We start from the raw sequence: 19,851 nt of genomic DNA, 5'->3' as shown, positions 1-19,851 counted from the left end.
CCTCGCGCCTCGTCGTGAGGCGCCCTCATAGTCGGCCGATGAGGCGCCCTCATGAGCCATCGATGATCTGTGTTGGACTCATCCTGCCTGATCGGAAAGGGTGATGAGCATTCCCTCCCGCTCCTGGAAAGGCGTCCTCCCATGCCGTTCATCCGCGTCACCGTCTCCGACCCCCAGCTGCCGCCCGCCCGCCGTCAGGCACTCGCCGAAGGCCTGACGGACCTGGCCGTCACCGCGCTCGGGAAGTCCGCCGCCCGCACCACGGTCCATGTGAACTTGGTCCCGGCCGACCACTTCTTCATCGCCGGCCGCCCGGTCCGGGACGCCACCGGCGCGCATGTGGAGGTGAGCATCACCGCGGGCACCAACAGCGCCGACGAGCGGGCGCGGTTCATCTCCGGGGCCTATGCGCTGCTGCGGGAGACGCTGGGCGCACTGCCTCCGGTCGCCGGAGTCGCGCTGTACGAACTCCACCCCGAAAGCTATGGCTACAACGGTGTCACACAGCTCGACCACTACCGGAGCGTGTCGCAGCCGGCCGGCGCCGAGGTCGTCGGATGACGGCCGGGGTCAGCCGGCGGCGGATCCTGGCGCCGCCGGCAGGCCCTGGCGCCGTCCGCGGATCAGACAGCCCGCGATGCCCAGGCATCCGGCGACCGCCAGCACGGCGGCTCCGGCGAGGGTGGCCGGGCCGGGCGGGGCATCGCGTTCGAGCCTGCTCTCGTAGGTGACCTGCAGCGTCACGCCCGGGGTCCGGGGCAGGCCCCGCGGCGGCTGGTACGGGGGCGGCGCCATGTCCCGCAGCAGCAGCGTCGCTCCGGCCGCGGCGAGCACCAGGACGGTGCAGGCCACGGCCAGCCTGGCGCGCCACGGGCGCCGTAACCGGATCAGCATGCGCCGACCCTACCCCGCGCGGGCAGACCCGCCGCCGTCACCTCCTCATCACCGCGACTTCACGCATTCGCTACAACCATCACGCTCTCCCAGGGGTCTCCTGTTCGCCAACTGCCGTCCGGACAAAGGGAGAAGGCCGGTCCGGACGCAGCATTCCGCACACCGTTCGCCGTGGATGCCCGCATCCCACAGGCAGCAGGAGAGCCCGCATGCCCAAGTACCTCCGTACGACCCTGGCCACCGCGACAGCCACCGCGCTGGCGGCCGGGCTGCTGACCGCCGCCACCGGCCCCGCCGCGGCCGCGGACAGCGCCGCGACGGCCGGCAACGGCCGGCAGGGAGACTTCAACGGCGATGGTTACCGCGACCTCGTCGTCGCCGCGCCCGTCGCCACCGTCGACGGCAAGACGGGTGCCGGCGCCGTCACCGTGCTCTACGGCTCGCCGCGGGGCGTGGACGCCGCGCGGCGCACCACGCTGAGCCAGAACTCCCCGGGAGTCCCGGGCGCGGCCGAGGCCGGTGACCTCTTCGGCGCCGCCCTCGCGGTCGGCGACTTCGACTCCGACGGCTTCGCCGATCTCGCCGTATCGGCCCCGTACGAAGACGTCTCCGGCGACGTCGACGGCGGCACGGTACAGATCCTGTGGGGTGCGGCGGGCGGTCTCTCCGGGAAGGGCAGCGTCACGCTCGCCGATCCCGCGCCGTCGCAGCACGACCTCCTCGGCGCGGCACTGGCCGCGGGCGACTTCGACCGCGACGGCACGGCGGACCTGGCGGTCGGTGCCTCCTCCGCGACGCTGCACGTCTTCAAGGGCGGCTTCAGCCGCGCCGGGACGTCCGGGGCGCGCGCGGCCATCGGCCTGCCCGTGCTCGGGGAGGGGAACGGCATCCTCCAGCTGACGTCGGGCGAGGTCACCGACCAGGGGTACGCCGACCTCGTCGTCAGCGCCTACGACAAGAACGCCCCGCACGCCAGCGTCAATTACTACCTGCCCGGCACGGATTCCGGCCTGTCGGGCGCCCGCGCCAAGCGGCTGCCGGGCGGCTACATCACCGCCATCGGGGACGTCAACGGCGACGGTTTCGGTGATCTGGTCACCGGAATGCACTTCGACGACCGGGTCCCGGGCGCCACCAAGGGCGGCAAGGTCAGCGTCGTCCACGGCTCGGCGAGCGGTCCGCGGCTCGACCTCGTCGACACCATCACCCAGGATTCCGGTGCGGTACCGGGCAGTTCCGAGAAGGGAGACAAATTCGGGTACGAGGTCTCCCTGGGCGACATCAACGGCGACGGCCTGCAGGATCTGGCGATCGGTGTCGCGTCCGAGACCATCGACGGGGTGAGCGAGGCGGGCGCGGTGACCGTACTGCGCGGCTCGCCGTCCGGTATCGACACCACGCACCACGTCCAGTACTTCCACCAGAACTCGCCGGGCGTCCCCGGCAGCGACGAAAAGCGGGACCTCTTCGGGGGCGAGGTGTTCCTCTCCGACCTCAACGGGGACAAGAAGGCCGATCTGACCGTCGGGGCCAATTACGAGGACGGCGGCGACGGCGCGATCGTCACGCTGCCCTCGGACGGCGCCCAGCTCACCACCACCGGCTCCCGCTTCGTCGGGGCCGCCGCGGCGGGCCTCTCGACCGCGGGCGCACCGCAGTTCGGCAGCATCATCGCGGGCTGATATTCGGCCAGGGAGTGCGCGTTGCGCGCGTGCTGGGTGCCGCGTCCATACGGTGGGCGCGGCATCCGGCGGCGCGGCTCGAAGCGGCTCAAAGGCGCTTTCCGTGGCTTGAGCGGAGATGTCCGGTTCACGTGTTCACTTGTCGGCGGGAATGCCGTGCGACGGCAAAAGGGGGCGGAGCAGAGAAATGGCGGGGAATTCCGCTCCGTAAAGGCCGCTGGGCGGCCGTCCGTTGGTGCCGTACATCTCTCCGAGGGGGTCGGAAAATACCCACCCCGGGTGTGCTCCCGGCTGTCGGTCTCCCTTTCCTCCGCGCCGGCTGCGACGCCTCGTCATCGAGACGCGCGCGGTCCCCGGTCGGCGGCCGCTCGCATGCGCCGGATGGGGCCGTTCCCGCCGACGACACCCCGGGCAGGGCGGAGCGCTCCTGCTGCCTACCGCCACGGAAGGGAGTTGAGCCGGAAGCATATCCGCTGGGCATCATCGGTGGGCGTGAGTTACTTCACAGTAGCCATCGCTCGGCGGGACGGGCGCAAAACTCCTCAAGGGCGTCCGCGGAGGGCCTCGACGGCGTCGCGGGCGCTCGCGACGGGGCCGGGGGAGAGCCGGTGCAGGCCACCGGACCGCGTGAATAGGTATGTTGGCGAGTGAGAGCGTAATTGAGGGGTAGGAGTTCGGCCCTGGTGGCGCCGCCATTGCCCTGGTCATCCGGTGGCGAAGGGGGCGGCAAGATCTTTCCTATTCTCTTTCGTGGGTCTCTGGTTACACTCACGCTCCATGACCGCTACCCCCCACAGCAGTCGCCCCGGTAAGCAACGGAATCGTCCCGTATTTGTCGATGCCTCAGGGAGGCGTCGACGGTTCCTGGGACACGCAGCGTTGACCGTAGGGTGCATATGCACCGGATATCTCGTGCTCCTGGTCGTCGCCTTCGGCGGCCTCCTGCAACCGGACGGAAATCCGCTGCCCGGAAAGGCCGACCCGCTCCCGAAACGCACCACACGCCATGAGCCCGGTGTCCCGAACGGCGCCCGTCCGCCGGCGCGCTCCGGTGCCCCCGGGCAGGCCGTACCCCTTGAGCACCACCGATCCCGGGCCCACAACGACACCACCCCTGCCCCGTGAGAAACGCCGGACCGGTGAGACCCACCCGCTGGGTGTGAAACCTCCCCGGTAAAGCACCGAGGCGTGTCCGCCCGCGCCCGCCGCCACGGCGGGCCGGCGCGGACGCGCGCCTCGCACGTGGCATGTCTCCTCGACAGAAAGGGCCCATTGTGGCGTTGTCAGGGCAGGGGCGACACGCGCTGAGCCGCCCCCCACGCTGGCACTGGTTACTGCTGCTGCTGATCCTCCCCATAGTCGCCACGTCCCTGCTCTTCGAGGGCTGGACCACTCATGAGGTCGACGGGGCCCGGACCAGACAGGCGTGTACGAGTCCCATACCGAAGTCCGCGGACAACGGAGACCCGGTGCTCCGCGTCACCGGCGGCACCGCCGAGACCGCGCAGATGCCGCACCGGACCGCCGCGCTCACCTTCGACGGAGGGCCGGACCCGGTGTGGACGCCGCGGCTGCTCGACCTGCTGCGTGACCACCATGCGCATGCGACCTTCTTCCTCTACGGAACGCAGGCGGCCCGCCATCCCGACCTGGTGCGGCGCATCCGCGACGAGGGCCATGAGATCGGCTCCTACACCTACACCGGCGGCGACTTGGGCAGTGCCTCGACCGTCCGCTCCCAGCTGGAACTCTCGCTCACCCAGACCGCCCTGGCAGGGGCCGCGGACATCAACAGCCGATTGCTGCGGCTGCCGCACACCACCACCGCCGACACGCTGTGCGGTGCCGAATGGTCCGCCGCACGGCGCGCCTCCGACCAGGGCTACCTTCTCGTCGCCGCCACCCACCACACCCGTAAGCCCCCACAGGGCGTGGTGCGGCAGTACAGCCAGACCGCCCTGGGGTACCAGGAGGCGAGCAAGCTGCTGGCCGACCCGGACGTGGGACGGTTCACCACCGTCACGGGCGGACTCGGGCGGCCCTCGCTCACCACGCCGGCCTCCTGGCCCGAGCGTGCCCAGGGCGAGGCGCTGATCTGGACACAGTCCCTCGGGCACCGTTTCGCGCGCTCGATGACCTGGGCGCTGGGCATCGCGGGCGGGCTGGGCATCCTCCGGCTGGTGCTGCTCGCCTTCCTCGCCCGCGTTCATGTGCGACGACGGCACCGGCACCGCTCCGGCGCGGCCCGGCTGCGCGAGGTGACCGAGCCGGTGACGGTGCTGGTTCCCGCGCACAACGAGGAGGCCGGCATCGAAGCCACGGTGCGCTCGCTCCTCGCATCCACCCACCAGGATCTGCAGATCATCGTCATCGACGACGGGTCCACGGACCGGACCGCGGAGATCGCCCGCGGCATCGACGACCCGCGGGTGACCGTGGTGCAGCAGCCCAACTCCGGTAAACCCGGGGCACTCGGCACGGGCCTGCGCTACGCGCGTTGCGAGATCATCGTCATGATCGACGCGGATACGGTCTTCGAGCAGGACGCCCTCCACCGGCTGATCCAGCCGCTCGCCGACCCGACGATCGGCGCGGTCAGCGGCAACACCAAGGTGGGCAACCGGAGCCGGCTGCTGGGCAGATGGCAACACCTGGAGTATGTCCTCGGGTTCAACCTGGACCGGCGCATGTTCGAGGTGCTGGAGTGCATGCCGACCGTTCCCGGTGCCATCGGCGCGTTCCGCCGGGACGCGCTGACCGCCATCGGCGGGATCAGCGACGACACCCTCGCCGAGGACACCGATCTCACCATGGCGCTGTGGCGGGTGGGCCGGCGCGTGGTCTACGAGGAGACGGCCATCGCCTGGACCGAAGTGCCCGACACCTTCAGCCAGTTGTGGCGGCAGCGCTACCGCTGGTGCTACGGAACGCTCCAGTCGATGTGGAAGCACCGGCACGCCGTGGTGGAGTTCGGCCCGGCCGGACGCTTCGGCCGCCGCGGGCTCACCTATCTCGCCCTGTTCCAGATCGTCCTGCCGCTGATCGCGCCGGTCGTCGACGTCTTCGCCCTGTACGGGGTGTGTTTCGGGGACACCGCGCAAGCCGTCGGGGTGTGGCTCGCCTTCCTCGCCGTCCAGCTCGTCACCGCGGGGTACGCGCTGCGGCTGGACCACGAGAAGCTCGGTGCGCTGTGGGCACTGCCGCTTCAGCTGTTCGTCTACCGGCAGCTGCTGTACCTCGTGGTCATCCAGTCCGTGGTCACGGCCCTGCTCGGCACCCGGCTCAAGTGGCACCGCATGCGCCGCTCCGGCAGCGCCACGCAGTACCTGCTCAAGGAGCCCGTCCCGTACCCGAGCAGCCTGTCGCCGAAGTGAACGGCCGGATGAACGACAGGGTGAGCGGCCGGATGAACGACCGGGTGACGGGCCGGGCGGCCGACCAAGCACGCCGCCACATGACCCCTCACATGACCCCATCCATGACCCCATCCATGACCCCTCATACGACCGCCCAACCGACCGAGGAGAGTGAGCGCATGAACAACCCGCCGGCAACGGGGGAGGGGCGGCAGAGCGGCGGCGCCCCAAGGCGCCGGTCCCACCGTTCCCGGCGACGGCGGCCACTGCGGCGGATAGCCGTGGCCGTGCTCGTCCTGCTCGTGGCCCTTCCGGCCGGCACCCTGGCCTGGGCCGACAGCAAGCTCAACAGCACGGTCGATCTCGACGCGCCGGACCGGCCGCAGCACACCGGCAAGGGGACCAACTACCTCCTCGTCGGATCCGACAGCCGCGAAGGCCTCACCGACCGGGAGAAAAAGGACCTGCACACCGGATCGGCCGGCGGCCGCCGCACCGACTCGATGATCCTGCTGCACACCGGCGCGGGCGGCACCACGATGGTGAGCCTGCCCCGCGACTCCTGGCTGACCATCCCCGGATACACCAGCCCCATGACGGGCAAGCGCCACGCCCCGGCGAAGAACAAGCTGAACGCCGCGTTCGCGCTCGGGGGCCCCAAGATGCTGGTGCGGACCATCGAGCACAGCACCGGGCTGACGATCGATCACTATGTGGAGGTCGGCTTCGCGGGCTTCGTGAACCTCGTCGACGCCGTCGACGGCGTCCCGATCTGCCTCGACCGGAACCTCAAGGACCAGAAGTCCGGAGCCGACTTCAAGAAGGGCTGCCAAACCCTCGACGGCACCGCGGCGCTTGCCTTCGTCCGCCAGCGCCACCAGGAGGCCCAGGGCGACCTGGGCCGTACCCGGAACCAGCAGAAGTTCCTCTCCGCCCTCGCCCACCGCGCCGCGGCGCCGGGCACCGTGCTCAACCCGTTCGCGCTCTATGCCGCGCTGGACGCCGGCCTGGACACGCTCATCGTCGACCGGGACACCGGCCTGCTGGACCTCACGGAGATGTTCCGGGCGGTCAGCAACGTGACGAGCGGGCGCGGCAAGCAGATCAACGTCCCCGTGTCCGCCATCGGTATCCCCACCTCCAAGGGCAGCGCCATCCTCTGGGACAAGGCGCAGGCGAGGCGGCTGTTCGACGAGCTCAATGACGACCGGCCGGTGGACGTCAAGGGCGGGAAGACCCGATAGGACGGGTGACGACCGCCTGGGCGGGCGCGACGCGTCAGGGCGGGGAAACGGCAGGCAGGAGCGCCGTTCCCCGCCCTGAGCGGCGATCAGGCGGCGGGGCGGAGCTTCTGCCGCAGGGCGATGGCGTTGAGCCGGATCGTGTACTGCGCGACATCGTCGAGGGTCAGCGTGCGGGCCATCGCCGCGTCCAGCGCGACGGTGATATCGGCGCAGAAGGCGATGGCGTAGACGTGCTCCTCGGTTTCCTCGTCCTGGAGCGCGAACAGCAGGTTGTAGTAGTAGCTCGTGCTGTCGGCGGCGTCCCCGTGGAACGAGAGGTGCGTGCCCTCCTGTTCGCCGAGGCCGATGAAGGCGTCCGTGAGCGCCGCCTCGGCCTTCTCCCAGAAGGCCGGGTTGCCGAAGGGATGCGTCAGCGCCTGGCGGACCGCCTCCCTGAGGGAGAGCACCATGACGCCGGTGGGAGCGGTCTCCTGGAGTCCCCAGCCACGGATGATCTTGACCGTCGAGCTGTCGGGGACGGCGCTCGCCGCACCGCTGATCTCGCCGAAGTCGTAGTCCACGGTCGCCGGAGCGATCGCGTGCTGGAACGTGTCGGCTATGCCCTGCGCCTGTTCCAGGGCGGCGGGGCCCACTTCGAAGACGGTCTTGAAGGTGGTCTTCTCGGCGGCGGGCTGGTCGGCCATGACTGCTCCTCATCTGCGGGAATGATCGCGTCGCGCCGAGGGGCAAGTATGCCGCCCGCACTCCCGGCCGCTGCGCCGGGTCCGGCAACTGCGCCCACCGGCTGCCGGAGTGACGAACGGGCCGGTGACGGAGGCCGCACGGGACACGCCACCGACGGCGTAATCACCGGGGGGAACTCTCCGCCTGGGTCAGGCTGTCGCAAGGTGTCGCGGAATACGGTGGTGAAGGCGTTGGCGTGTCCTGTTCCTGCGACGCTGAGGAATCCGCCGCCCCGGCAGGGCATCCCACCGGAGCCGGCGACCGGCGCACGACGCCGGGGCACGCCGTGAGGCGCCCCGGCCGGGGCCGCCTGGCCGGACGGCACGCGGGACTCGCGGACGACAACGGCATCGAGGTGCTCCGCCCGCCCGCGTGGATGCGCTGGCTGCCGCCGGCCTACGTCGTCTTCGTCCTCGTGCTCGAACCGGTAACTCCTACCCAGTGGCCGGTGAGTTCCCTGCTCGTCGCGCTGCCGGTGGCGGCCGCCTACACGCTCGGTCCCGTGAGCGTCGCCGCCGTCACGGTCTTCGCCGTCGTGTTCGAGGGCGTTCTCGCGGGCACCGCGTGCTGCGCCGGCCGCAATGTCCATCAGCTGTGGGCGAGCCACCACGTCGCCGCGTACATCGCCACCGCCCTGGTCGGCATCCTCGGTGTGGCGCTGGCCGCGCACCGGCAGCGCCAGGAACGGCACCTGGTGCGGGCCAACTCGGTGGCCGAAGCCCTGATGCGCACCCTGCTGAGGCCGGTGCCGCACCAGGTGGGACACGTCCTCGCGGCCGGTCTCTACCGGTCCGGTGAGGTCGGCACCATGGTCGGCGGCGACCTCTACGACATCCGCGCCACCAAGGCCGGTGAGCGCGCCATCATCGGCGATGTCCGCGGCAAGGGGCTGAAGGCCGTCCGTACCGTCGCCGACCTCCTGGGCACCTTCCGCGAGGCCGCCTACGACCAGGGAGACCTGCGGTCCGTCGCCCTGCGGATGGAACGGAGCATGGCGCGGGCGGCCGAAGAGATCCGGGACGACGAGCTGTTCGTCACCGCCGCCCTGATCGAGTACGACGCCTCGGACCAGCGGCTGACGATCGTCAACCACGGCCACATCGAACCGGTCCTGATCTCCCAGGGCATGGTGACCCCGCTGATCGGACCGCCCGCCCTGCCCCTCGGCCTGGGCGGTCTGGCCGACGAACGGCCGGTCGCCTACTGCCACACCTTCATCCCCGGTGACGTCCTGCTGCTCTGCACCGACGGCCTGATCGAGGCCCGGGACGACAGCGGCGCCTTCTACCCGCTCCTCGACCGGCTCCGCCAGCGCTTCAACGGCGACCCGGCACCGGGCCCGGCCGACGTCATCGACTTCCTCAACACCGATCTGCCGCGTCACACCCGCGCCTTCCACGACGACGTCGCGATCCTCGCCATCGCTCCCGGCGGCACCCTCTGGTCCTCGTCCGCCTGCGAACCGGCCGCGGCCCGCACCGTCAGGGAAGGGCCTGTTCCGCCCAAATGATCTTGCCCTCGGGCGTGTAGCGGGTGCCCCAGCGCTGGGCGAGCTGCGAGACGAGGAAGAGACCGCGGCCGCCTTCGTCCTCCACGGCGGCATAGCGGAGATACGGGGAGGTACTGCTGGTGTCGGAGACCTCGCAGATCAGCGTGCGGTCGTGGAGCAGACGTACGCGGATCGGGCCGGTGGCGTAGACGATGGCGTTGGTGATGAGCTCGCTGAGAATGAGCTCGGTGGTGAAGACCGCTTCGTCCAGGCCCCACAGCTCCAGCTGCCGGGTGACCTGCGCGCGTGCCTCGCCCACCGCCGCGGGGTCGGAGGGGACCTCCCAGCCGGCGATGTGCTCGGGGTCCATCCGGCGGGTGCGTGCGACGAGCAGGGCGATGTCGTCGCGCTGACGGTCGGGGAGCAGGGCGCCGAGCACGGCTTCGCAGGTCTCGCTCGGCGTCCGGCCGGGGTGCGCCAGGGCCCTGGCGAGATTCTGCATTCCGGACTCGATGTCGTGGTTGCGGTCCTCGACGAGGCCGTCCGTGTACAGGACGAGGCTGCTGCCCTCGGGCAGCTGCAGATCCATCGCCTCGAAGGGCAGCCCGCCGACGCCGAGGGGCGGGCCCGCGGGGAGGCCGAGGATCTCCACGGCGCCGTCGGGGTGGACCAGAGCCGGCGGCAGGTGGCCGGCGCGGGCCAGGCCGCAGCGGCCGGTGGAGGGGTCGTAGATCGCGTACAGACAGGTGGCACCCGCGACCGTGGCCTCGTCGTTCGCCGCCGTGGCCTCCTGGTCGATGCGGTTGACCAGCTCGTCCAGGAAGCTGAGGAGCTCATCGGGCGGCAGGTCGAGGGTGGAGAAATTCTGCACCGCCGTCCGCAGCCGGCCCATGGTGGCGGCGGCATGGAGGCCGTGGCCGACCACGTCCCCGACGACCAGGGCGATGCGGGCGCCCGGCAGCGGGATGACGTCGAACCAGTCGCCGCCCACGCCGGTCCGTGCGGGCAGATACCGGTGGGCGACGTCGAGGGCGTTCTGCTCGGGCAGGCCACGCGGGAGCAGGCTGTGCTGCAGGGTGACGGCCACGGCGTGCTCGCGGGTGAAGCGGCGGGCATTGTCGATGCAGACGGCGGCGCGGGCCGCCATCTCCTCGGCGAGGGACAGATCGCCCTCTTCGAAGGGGGTGGTTTCCCGGGAGCGCCAGAAGTTGGCGACCCCCAGGATCACCCCGCGCGCCTGGAGCGGCACGGTGATGAGCGACCGGCATCCGTAGTCGACGACCTGCTGGAAGCGTTCGGGGTCCTGGGCGCGCCAGTAATCCGCGGTCCGCAGGTCGGGGACGAGCACGGACTGTCCGGTGACGAAACCCTTGGCCATCGGGGTGGGCTCGGCGTATCTGTGCATCTCGCCCGCCCGGTAGAGGGGATGGTCGTCGCTGAGGCCGGCGAGCGCCACGCGGCGCAGCTCCGGGGCCTCGGCGTACGACCCCGCCGGCGGCTCCTCGCCGCTCAGGACGGGTTCGGCGAGATCGACGGTGGCATAGTCCGCGAACCAGGTCACGGCGACCTCGGTCAGCTCCTCGGCGGTGCGCGGCACATCGAGCGTGGTACCGATGGCCACGCTCGCCTCGTACAGCAGCCGCAGCCGGCTCTGGGCGGCCTCCGCCTTGCCGGTGAGGGCGAGCAGCTCGGTGGAGTCCCGCAACGTGGCCACGCTGCCGGGCGGGCCGCCCCGGCTGTCCGTGGGCCGGTTGTTGACCGCCAGCAGCCGGTCCCCGACCGGCAGGACCTCGTCGGTGACCTCGCGTCCGGAGACCAGCAGTTCGGCGGTGCGGGGGGCGAGTCCGAGGCTGCTGACGTGCTGTCCCTCCACGTCGGGGGCCAGCCCGAGCAGCCGGCGCGCCTCGTCGTTCGCCAGCAGGACCTGCCCGTCCGCGTCGACGATGAGCACGCCCTCGCGTACGGCATGCAGCACCGCGTCGTGGTGCTCGTACATGCGGGTCATCTCCGCCGGGCCCAGCCCGTGGGTCTGGCGCCGTAGCCGTCGCGTGGCCAGGCCGGTGCCGGCCGTGGTCAGGGCGAGCGCGGCGGCTCCGGCGCCGAGTACGACCGGCAGCTGCCGGTTGACGGCGCTGCTGACGTTGCGGACCTTCAGGCCGGACGACACCATGCCCACGACCGCGCCGTGCGCGTCCATGACCGGGACGACGGCCTGTACCTCGCGGCCGAGTGGGCCCTTGACGCTCTCGATGGTGATCCGGCCGGCCAGCGAAGGCTTGATCGTGCCGACGAAATGCTTTCCGATCTCCTTCGGCTTGGGGTGGGTGTAGCGGATGCCGCTTCGGTTCATGACGACGATGAAGTCGACGCCGCCGCGTTTGCGGGCGGCCTCGGTCAGCGGCTGGAGCACCGCGCTCGGGTCGCGGCCGCGCATCACGTCCACCAGCCCCGGGCTGTGGGCGAAGGCCTCGGCCGCGGCGAGCGAGCGGTCGCGCGCCCCTTGGAACCGGTCGGTCCGCGACTGGAGCACCAAGGTGAGTACCGCGGCCACGATGAGCAGCACCACGATCAGCACTTGGAGGAGGAACATCTGACCGGCCACGCTGCGGCCGCTCGTCAGCGAGTGCAGGCGCCGCGACGATCGCTTCGGCGAGCCTTTATGCAGCTCACCCGGGCCGTCGCCGTCCGGGCGCCGGCCGGTGGACCAGCGCCGCACACGAAGCCAGGGGAAGCGGCCGGAGATTCGGGCCATGCTCCTTTTGTACCTCGCGCACTGTTGTGACCCATACGCACCACGCCGAAATCGCATGAACGTTCGATATCTCCGCGGTGCGGTTCCGGTGTCGCCACGCCTGGCAAATCAGTGGCACGGGGCCGGGCGGCCGCTACGTTCGGTAGTTGATCTGCGCCTCTGCGTAGCGATCACCGTCGGTGCCGGCCGCCGGCCGGCCCCTGTTGCCCCAAGGAGCCATCCTCTTGACCGCCCTCACGATCGACCACCACGCCACCGGCTACAGCCTGGGCCACGCCCTGTGCATGGCCCATGCCGCCGACCTCGCCTACAAGGACGAGAAGACCATCGAGAGCAAGGCCCGCGAGTGGGGCTTCGACCGGGTGCGCCACCACGAGACCCGGTTCCGGCCCCCGTTCCCGCTGGAGGACACCCAGGCGTACACCATCGCCGGGGAGCACATGATCATCACCGGCTTCCGGGGGACGGAGCCGGTGCAGATGCGCGACTGGCTGTCCGACACCGCCACCCCGCCCTGGCCCGGCCCCGGCGGCACGGGCTACATGCATTACGGCTTCGGCGAGGCGCTGGACTCCATCTGGCCGCAGGTCCGCGCGGCCCTCGGCGAGTTCCGCGACAACGGCCAGACCATCTGGTTCACCGGCCACAGCCTCGGCGGCGCGCTGGCGATGCTCGCCGGCGCCCGACTGCACTTCGAGGAGCCGCGTCTGACGGCCGACGGCATCTACACCTTCGGCCAGCCGCGCACCTGCGACCGGATGCTGGCCCAGGAGTTCAACAGGGCCTTCGCCAACCGGATGTACCGCTTCGTGAACAACAACGACGTCGTGCCCCAGCTCCCGCCGGAGCCGGTCTTCCACCACGTCGACGCCCTGCGGTACATCGACTCCCGGGGCAAGCTGCACGACGCCATGCCGGTGATCGGCGGCCTCGTCGACCGTGCCCGCGGCTACACCGCCGATGTGCTCGCGCCCGCCTCCGACGGCGTCCGCGACCATTTCATCAACAACTACGTCGCCGCCCTGGAGAAGTGCGCGCGCTGAGCGTGCGGCGGTACGCGAGCGGCCGGGGGCGCGTGCCGCTCGCGGCCGCTCCCCGGTGGCGGTGCCGCCCGTCCTCGCGGTTCAGCCGCCCTTGGTGATCGCGATCATGGCCGTGTCGTCGCCCAGGGTGCCGCCCGCGTACCGGAGCAGGTCGTCACGGAGGTGCCGCACGAGGGACTGCGGACCGGACCCGTTCCAGACCGCGACCCGATCGGTCAGCGGGTAGAAGGTTCCGGTGCGGTCGCGGGCCTCGATGACGCCGTCGGTGTACAGCAGGAGAAGATCGCCCGGCTCGAAGCGGAAGCTCTCCACCGTGTACTCGCTCGCCGAGGTGGCGCTGAGACCCAGGGGAAGCGCGGGGTCGCTCGCCTCCAAGGTCCGGACGGTGCCTTCGCGCAGCAGCAGGGGCGGCGGATGCCCGCAGGTCACCATGCTGATGGCGGGGGCGTCGTGGTGGATGTCCAGCAGCAGTGCGGTCACGAACGACTCCTGGCTCTCCGCTTCGCCGTCGGTGAGGGTGGCGATGTTCCAGTAGACGGAGTTCCCCAGGTGGGCCGCCATGCCGGGCAGCGGAAGGTTCCGGTAGGCGGATCCCCGGAACGCCCCGACCAGCAGTGCGGCCTCATTGATCGCGGGCAGTCCCTTGCCGCGGACGTCGCCGATGACCAGGCGGGTCGCGCCCGGGGCCGGCACCGCCGCGTAGAGGTCGCCGCCGATCTCCGCCTCCGCCTCGGCCGAGATGTACACGGACGCGATCTGCAACGGGCCGATCCTGGGGGGCAGCGGCCGCATCAGCACCTGCTGTGTCGCGACGGACACCGACCGCACCTGGCCCAGCTGCCGCTCGTGCCGGTCGCGCACATAGCGGAAGACCGTGACGAGCACCGAGATCACGACGAGGGCGGCGATCTGCGCCTGGTGGTTGGGGGTCATCACGCCGCCGTGCAGGACACCGACGACGACCTGGGCGGCCACGGCGAGGGCCCCGATGGCGCCGGTGAGTCCCGCGCCGGCGAAAGAGGCGGTGATGGCGGGCGCCGCGACCAGGAACGGGCCCAGATGGATGGTCGTCGGGGTGTTGATGTCGATCACCGTGATCGCCGCGATGATCGCGAGCGGGATGATGACCAACCCATGACCCGTCCGCCAGGCCCTGCCGAGCCGCGGGGTGCGGCCGTGCCGGAAGCGCATATCTCCTGCTTACACCTACGACGGGCGGCACGCCGCGCAGCGGCCACGGCCGGCACCGGCGGGCCCGGGCCGCTACCGGGAGGCCGGGGGCCCGGCCGTCGGCCCGGCCGGGCCCGTGCGGGCCCACGGCCCTCCGCTCACCGCACGGCGACCAGGACGTGGCTGTTGCCGAATTGCCACACCGAGCCGGCGTGTTCGAATCCCGCGTCCTGGAGCAGCGCGAGGTGCGTCGAGGGCGCGACGTCGTGGTCCTGGCCGTGTACGGGCAGGCGTGCGCTGCGTTCGGCGAGGAGGTCGGCCAGGTCCGGGTCCGACGCCGCGGACGTCCACCAGTTGGCCCAGTCCTCGTGGACGAAGGCCCGCTGCCGCTCGGCCCGGCGGCGTCCCACATCCGTGGCGATCTCGCAGACCTTCACCCCGTCGGGGCGGAGGTGGTCGCCGTTGATGACGACGCCGCCGGGGCGCAGCACGGCGGCGAGCTCACGGTAGACCCGCCGGAGCGTGGGCTCGTCGAGGTAGTGGAGTGCCGTGGTGGAGACCGCCGCATCCGGTGGGCGGTCCAGGCCGAGCGCATCGAGCCAGTGGGGCGCCCCGATCACCGCCTCGACATAGCGGGCGGCGTGGCCGTTATGGGTCCGGCCCAGTTCGAGCAGCAGCGGATCGGCGTCGACGGCCACGATCTCCGCGTGCGGCAGCCGATCGGCCAGTCGCGCCGCCAGCGAACCGGGGCCGCAGCCGAGGTCGACGACCAGGGGATTGCGGTGACCGGTTGTCACATGCTCGACCACATCGGCGATGACGGTGAATCTCTCCTCGCGATCGACCGCGTAACGCTGCTGCTGGCATTCCCAGCGCTCCACCCAGCGCGCGGCCGTCGCCATGCTCAGTCCCATGCGGTCGTGCAGCCCCTGTCCTCTTGCCCACCACTAATGGCACTGGGAATCATTGCAGATTGGCGAGCGTGGTGAGCAACGCGTCGATCTCCTCGGCCGTGTTGTGGACGTGCAGGCTGACCCGTACGGCGCCGTCGCGCTCCTTGGCACCGGCCTGGCAGTGGCCGTCGGACCGCACCATGAACCCGTGGCTGAACAGGATGAATCCCAGATCGTGGGAGCCGATCGTGTGATGCCGGAAGGTGACGATGCCGCGGCGCCGCTGCACCGGGGACCCGGCGGCCAGGCTCAGCCGGCAGCCCAGGACCTCGTAGGCGGGCAGTCGGCTCAGCCCGTCGGTGAGCCTGGCGCCCAGGGCGACCGTCCACCGTTCGATCCGGTCCGGCCCCGCCGCGTCCAGCCAGTCCAGGGCCGCCTCCAGACTGGCGATGCCGACGGTGTTCGGCGTGCCGCTCCAGCCGCCGGGACGGAACGCGGGCCCGCGCGCGCCGCGGGACCAGATCGCGCCGGAGCCCGGCAGCGCCAGCGTCTTGTGGCCGGAGAAGACCACGAAGTCCACATCGAGCGCGGCCAGGGAGACCGGCAGATGGCCGACGCTCTGCGCGGCGTCCAGGCAGATCGGCACCTCCGGCCCGACCGCCTCGCGGATCCGGTGCACATTCATGTCGCCGCCGTAGACGTGGTGCACATGGGTGGCCGCGACGAAGCGCGTGCGCGGGCCGACCGTCGCGGCGAGCGCCGCCGGGTCGTAGTCGCCGGACTCCGCCTGGTAGGGGAGTTCCCGGACCCGGATGCGGACGCCTTCGCGGGCCAGCTGGGCGCGCGCTTCCAGCCACGGCGACAGATTCGCCTCATGGTCGGCGAACGGCACGACGATCTCGTCCCCGTCCCGGAGGAAGGAGGTCAGCCAGTCGCGTGCGACGCTCCGCAGTCCCTCGGTCGCGCCGCTGGTGAAGTGCACGGCCGAGCGGTCCGGGTCCGGGTCGTCCAGAAACTCCTTGACCCGGTCGCGGGTCCGCTCCACCAGCGCCGTCGTCGCATTGGCCCAGGGGTAGGTACCCCGGCCCGCATTGGCGTTGGAGGTGGTCAGGTAGCGGTGAACGGCATCCAGCACGGCCTGCGGCTTCTGTGCGGTGGCCGCGCTGTCCAGGTAGGCCAGCTCCGGATGGAGCACGATGATCGGGAACTGGTCGCGCAGCGTCCGCTGCCACGGCCTCAGGTCGTCGAGGGGCGCCACCACGTCAGTCACGCACCAACGGCGCGTCGGCGTCCCGCCAGGCGATGATGCCGCCGGCCAGACTCCGTACGTCCGGATGGCCCATGCGGGTCAGCAAGGCGGCGTAGCGGACCGACTTCTCGCCGACCGGACACGCCAGCAGCACGGGCTGCCGCTTGCTGAACGGCAGCCCGCCGCGCAGCAGCTCGTCGAAGAGCTCATCGACGATATTGACCGACCCCTCGATATGGAGCGCGGCGTAGGCGAACGGGCCGCGCAGATCGACCACCAGCGGTCGTTCCGCCGCGATCCACTTCTGGGCGTCGGCGATGTCGATGACCGTGGCCGCGCGCACCTCGGCGTCGGTGAGCGTGGCCACGGAGTTGCGCACCGGCGCGAGCCCCAGCAGCTCGGGACGGCGCTGCCGGACATAGCCGATGTAGCTCTCGACGCGGTCGCAGACGATGAAGACGGCCGTACCGCGGCGGCCCGTCCCGGCCAGCTCCGCATCGGCCGCGCGCAGATGACGCACCGCCCCGTGGTACGCCGCACCGCCCGTGGGACCGGCCAGCATGCCGCAGCGGCGGACCAGCGTCAGCATCCCGTCGATGGCCTCGTCCGCGCTCACCGCTTCGATCGCGTCGTACGTGGCCGGGTCGAAGAGCCCGACCTCGTGCACCTCGTCGACGTTCCGGATCCCCGGAATGAAGTCCGACTTCTGCCCGACCAGCCCGACGACCCGCACCTCCGGATCGTGTTCACGCAGCACCCTGGCCACCCCGGTGGACGATCCGGCGGTGCCCACACAGGCGATGAACCAGTCCGGGGCGCGGCCGCCGAGGTCCGCGACGATCTCCGGGCCGGTGCCCGTCTCGTGCGCCTCGGTGTTGCGCGCGTTGAAGTACTGGTCGGTGTGCAGATGGGCGCTGCCGGGCCGGGACAGCTCCCGGTGGAAGACGGTCAGCGGGTCGTCCGTGCTCGACGGGTCCAGGCATTCGGTCCGGCCGGGCAGTTCCTCGATCTCGGCGCCGAGCAGCAGAAGCAGGTCCTTGATCTCCGGTACCCGCATCCGGTTGGTGACGCTCTTGAACGGCAGCCGGTGCATGCCCGCGATGGCCGCCAGCGCCTTGGCTGTGTTGCCGCTGGAGAGCTCGACGATCGTCTCCCCGCGTTCCCCGGCGCCGGGCAGATCCGGCCGCACCATGTTCCAGGCCGCCCGGTCCTTGACCGATCCGAAGGGGTTGAGCATCTCCAGCTTGGCGTAGAGGTCGATGTGGCGCAGACCGTGCACGGCGGGGTCGAGGCGCACCAGCGGAGTGTTGCCGATGGCTTCGGTGATGCTGTCGTACCTCATGCCTGTTGCCCCCCAGGAAAGGTGATCGGCCAGTACTGCTCATCGAGGCACCACCGCCAGGAGCCGGCCTCCCGATGGACGGCGGCCTTGCGCGCGACCGGCTGCCGCTGCGCATGCGTGGCGCCGAAATCCATGCAGTATCCGGCGGTGTTGGCGAAGGCCAGCAGATCGCCCGGTCGCGGCAGGCGCGGCAGAAACACCAGCCTGCGGGTGATCAGATCCGCCTCCAGGCACAGACTCCCGGTGAGATACGCCCCCACCGGCCCCTCGGTCTCTCCGGTGCCTTCGGGGTCCGCGGCGGCCACGGCGCCGCCGCGGGGGAGGAGTACGGGATCCATGAGGACGCCGTGCTCCTCCAGGCCGACATCGCTCGCGGTCATGGCGAGGCGCACCAGCCGCTCGCCCGCGTCCGTACGGCGGACCTCCAGCACCCTCGCCAGGGAGAGCCCGCACTGGTCCAGCAGCGCCCGGCCGGGCTCGGTGTACAGGTCGTAGAGGTTCTCCAGCAGCAGGGTGCCCAGCGGGCGGTCCAGGGACGGCGCGGGGAGCGACAGCAGCCGGTCGAGGTAAGCGGCGCCGGAGAGCGGGCGGTGCGCCTGGTAGAGGCTCAGGGAGCCGCGGAGCGTGCCGTGCTCGGCGCGCAGACCGTAGCCGTGCCCGCCCCAGGCCATGGGCGGGCGCCGGCCCAGCACCGCCTGGGCGAGTTCGGTGGTGTAGCGGTCCCACTGCGCCTCGTCCGCAAGGTAGTTGACGCCGAAGCCGCCGCCGACGTCGATCGCACGGGGCCGGAAGCCCCGGCGCGCCAGCTCGTCCATGGCGCGGAGGCAGCCGTCGAGCGCGGTCGCCTTCTCGTCGAGGCTGGTGGTGTCGATGTGGTACGCGACGCCGATCGGCTGCAGGGCGTCCGTGTCGCGTTCGACGGCGTCCAGCAGCCGGCCCAACGACCGCGCGGAGGAGCCGAACCGGCTCTGCCGGGACAGCACCTTGACCCCCGATGCCTCGAAGCCGGACAGGCGCAGCAGCACCCGGACCCGGGGCAGGCCGTGGGTGCGCACCAGGGCGGCGAGCTCCGCCAGCTCCCCCGGCCCGTCGGCGCTGACGGTGACCCCGGTGCGGGCCGCCAGCCACCGGAACTCCGCGTCCTTCGGTCCGGTTGCCACGATCCGGTCCGGCGTGAAACCGGCGCCGAGGGCATGCTGCAGCTCTCCCAGGGAGGCCACGTCGATGCCGGCGTCGGTCGCGGCGAGCCGTCGTACCAGGGCGCTGGACCGGTTCGCCTTGTGCGCGAAGAAGACCTGGCCGGCGAGGTGGTGCCGGCGACAGGCGGAGCGGAAGCGTTCGACGTTCGTCACGATCTGCTCGGGCAGCACGACATTGAGCGGCGAGCCCAGCGCATCGACGAGCGAATGGAGGAAGGCCGGGGACTCCAAGAGCGATGCCAGCGGTGGTTCCAGTCGTGGATCCAGGCGTATCGGGACACCGTTCATCCCAGGCGTTCCTCCCCTGCGAGGAATGCGGATCAAGGTCGGTGTGGCCCTATAACCCTTTCCCGCCGCAGGCCGTTTACGCCCGGCAACGGTGCGTGAACGGCGGACCGGATCGCGATATGTCCGCCGACGGTGCGGATGCCCCGTCGGTCCCTTTCGGTGGCCCGGCCTCCGTACGGCGAATTCCGTTGGTACGCAGGCCACTTCGATGCTCTAATGCGCCGGTGTTCATCTCGGTCTTCCTGCTGGAGTTCGGGTCCTGGCACTGGCGCAGCACCTTCGGCGATCCGGAGTTGCGGGACGCCTACCGGGCGATGAAACCCCCGACGACCGCGGAGGAATTCCATCGGGGGTTCCTGACGCTGCTGCGCAGCGACGACACGGCCGCCAGAGGTATCGCGCTGGACTTCTACGACCGCGCCGAGATGACGGAGCGGTATGTCGGCGGCAATGCGCTCGAGGATTATGCGGAGGAAGTGTTCGCCGTTGCCCGGAAGTTGCTCCGGGACCCGCCCCGGCGCCCAAGG

General features: G+C 71.1%; 14 protein-coding genes. 6 read left to right on the top strand and 8 right to left on the bottom strand.

Annotated elements, in window-relative coordinates:
- The first annotated feature begins 141 nt into the window (after positions 1 to 141).
- Complete coding sequence (locus AC5677_RS03570) at positions 142 to 561, top strand: tautomerase family protein (RefSeq protein ID WP_497193535.1); 420 nt, start codon at positions 142 to 144, stop codon at positions 559 to 561.
- A 9-nt stretch (positions 562 to 570) separates the two neighbouring features.
- On the opposite strand, the gene AC5677_RS03565 is transcribed toward AC5677_RS03570, so the two are convergent.
- Entirely contained in the window at positions 571 to 894 is a 324-nt protein-coding gene (locus tag AC5677_RS03565) for a hypothetical protein (protein ID WP_497193534.1), read from the bottom strand.
- 209 nt (positions 895 to 1,103) lie between these two features.
- Between AC5677_RS03565 and AC5677_RS03560 the strand changes: the two genes are divergently transcribed.
- The 3 genes from AC5677_RS03560 (at position 1,104) to AC5677_RS03550 (ending at position 7,176) form a co-directional block, all read left to right on the top strand.
- Positions 1,104 to 2,576: a hypothetical protein gene (locus tag AC5677_RS03560; RefSeq protein WP_497193533.1), complete on the top strand. Its 1,473-nt coding sequence runs from the start codon at positions 1,104 to 1,106 to the stop codon at positions 2,574 to 2,576.
- A gap of 1,274 nt (positions 2,577 to 3,850) precedes the next feature.
- The gene (locus AC5677_RS03555) at positions 3,851 to 5,950 is read left to right on the top strand and encodes a bifunctional polysaccharide deacetylase/glycosyltransferase family 2 protein (protein ID WP_497193532.1); all 2,100 of its coding nucleotides are present in this window, start codon (positions 3,851 to 3,853) and stop codon (positions 5,948 to 5,950) included.
- Positions 5,951 to 6,111: 161 nt separating this feature from the next.
- Positions 6,112 to 7,176: an LCP family protein gene (locus tag AC5677_RS03550; protein ID WP_497193531.1), complete on the top strand. Its 1,065-nt coding sequence runs from the start codon at positions 6,112 to 6,114 to the stop codon at positions 7,174 to 7,176.
- 86 nt (positions 7,177 to 7,262) lie between these two features.
- Here the strand turns inward: AC5677_RS03550 and AC5677_RS03545 are convergent, their stop codons facing one another.
- Positions 7,263 to 7,859: a Type-2Aa cytolytic delta-endotoxin gene (locus AC5677_RS03545; protein ID WP_497193530.1), complete on the bottom strand. Its 597-nt coding sequence runs from the start codon at positions 7,857 to 7,859 to the stop codon at positions 7,263 to 7,265.
- A 326-nt stretch (positions 7,860 to 8,185) separates the two neighbouring features.
- Here AC5677_RS03545 and AC5677_RS03540 point away from each other — a divergent pair, with 326 nt between their 5' ends.
- Positions 8,186 to 9,409, top strand: coding sequence for a PP2C family protein-serine/threonine phosphatase (locus AC5677_RS03540; protein WP_497193529.1), 1,224 nt, complete (start codon positions 8,186 to 8,188; stop codon positions 9,407 to 9,409).
- Here the strand turns inward: AC5677_RS03540 and AC5677_RS03535 are convergent.
- A complete protein-coding gene (locus AC5677_RS03535) occupies positions 9,381 to 12,140 on the bottom strand; it encodes a SpoIIE family protein phosphatase (RefSeq protein WP_497193528.1) in 2,760 nt (919 codons plus the stop codon). The two genes, AC5677_RS03540 and AC5677_RS03535, sit on opposite strands and share 29 nt — an antisense overlap.
- Before the next feature lie 224 nt (positions 12,141 to 12,364).
- On the opposite strand from AC5677_RS03535, the gene AC5677_RS03530 reads away from it, so the two are divergent.
- A complete protein-coding gene (locus AC5677_RS03530) occupies positions 12,365 to 13,183 on the top strand; it encodes a lipase family protein (RefSeq protein WP_497193527.1) in 819 nt (272 codons plus the stop codon).
- Positions 13,184 to 13,264: 81 nt separating this feature from the next.
- Here AC5677_RS03530 and AC5677_RS03525 read toward each other — a convergent pair whose 3' ends face one another.
- From AC5677_RS03525 to AC5677_RS03505, 5 genes are all read right to left on the bottom strand, one after another.
- Complete coding sequence (locus tag AC5677_RS03525; RefSeq protein ID WP_497193526.1) at positions 13,265 to 14,374, bottom strand: PP2C family protein-serine/threonine phosphatase; 1,110 nt, start codon at positions 14,372 to 14,374, stop codon at positions 13,265 to 13,267.
- Positions 14,375 to 14,511: 137 nt separating this feature from the next.
- On the bottom strand, positions 14,512 to 15,267 hold the full coding sequence (locus AC5677_RS03520; protein ID WP_497193525.1) for a class I SAM-dependent methyltransferase: 756 nt from the start codon (positions 15,265 to 15,267) through the stop codon (positions 14,512 to 14,514).
- Between the two features lie 49 nt (positions 15,268 to 15,316).
- A complete protein-coding gene (locus tag AC5677_RS03515; protein WP_497193524.1) occupies positions 15,317 to 16,516 on the bottom strand; it encodes an aminotransferase class V-fold PLP-dependent enzyme in 1,200 nt (399 codons plus the stop codon).
- Positions 16,509 to 17,837 (bottom strand): pyridoxal-phosphate dependent enzyme, encoded by a 1,329-nt coding sequence (locus AC5677_RS03510; protein ID WP_497193523.1) that lies wholly within the window; start codon positions 17,835 to 17,837, stop codon positions 16,509 to 16,511. The genes AC5677_RS03515 and AC5677_RS03510 overlap by 8 nt, the downstream gene beginning before the upstream one ends.
- Positions 17,834 to 19,324, bottom strand: coding sequence for a type III PLP-dependent enzyme domain-containing protein (locus AC5677_RS03505; protein WP_497193522.1), 1,491 nt, complete (start codon positions 19,322 to 19,324; stop codon positions 17,834 to 17,836). The genes AC5677_RS03510 and AC5677_RS03505 overlap by 4 nt, the downstream gene beginning before the upstream one ends.
- Positions 19,325 to 19,851: the final 527 nt, after the last annotated feature.

The sequence above is a fragment of the Streptomyces sp. JLSY215 genome (genome assembly GCF_059682825.1).
This window is presented reverse-complemented; position numbering and strand designations above follow the sequence as displayed.

Excerpts from the sequence above, each read along its gene's own strand:
- AC5677_RS03570 (WP_497193535.1), top strand. The coding sequence starts at position 142 with ATGCCGTTCATCCGCGTCACCGTCTCCGACCCCCAGCTGCCGCCCGCC.
- AC5677_RS03565 (WP_497193534.1), bottom strand. The coding sequence starts at position 894 with ATGCTGATCCGGTTACGGCGCCCGTGGCGCGCCAGGCTGGCCGTGGCC.
- AC5677_RS03560 (WP_497193533.1), top strand. The coding sequence starts at position 1,104 with ATGCCCAAGTACCTCCGTACGACCCTGGCCACCGCGACAGCCACCGCG.
- AC5677_RS03550 (WP_497193531.1), top strand. The coding sequence starts at position 6,112 with ATGAACAACCCGCCGGCAACGGGGGAGGGGCGGCAGAGCGGCGGCGCC.
- AC5677_RS03545 (WP_497193530.1), bottom strand. The coding sequence starts at position 7,859 with ATGGCCGACCAGCCCGCCGCCGAGAAGACCACCTTCAAGACCGTCTTC.
- AC5677_RS03535 (WP_497193528.1), bottom strand. The coding sequence starts at position 12,140 with ATGGCCCGAATCTCCGGCCGCTTCCCCTGGCTTCGTGTGCGGCGCTGG.
- AC5677_RS03525 (WP_497193526.1), bottom strand. The coding sequence starts at position 14,374 with ATGCGCTTCCGGCACGGCCGCACCCCGCGGCTCGGCAGGGCCTGGCGG.
- AC5677_RS03520 (WP_497193525.1), bottom strand. The coding sequence starts at position 15,267 with ATGGGACTGAGCATGGCGACGGCCGCGCGCTGGGTGGAGCGCTGGGAA.
- AC5677_RS03510 (WP_497193523.1), bottom strand. The coding sequence starts at position 17,837 with ATGAGGTACGACAGCATCACCGAAGCCATCGGCAACACTCCGCTGGTG.
- AC5677_RS03505 (WP_497193522.1), bottom strand. The coding sequence starts at position 19,324 with ATGAACGGTGTCCCGATACGCCTGGATCCACGACTGGAACCACCGCTG.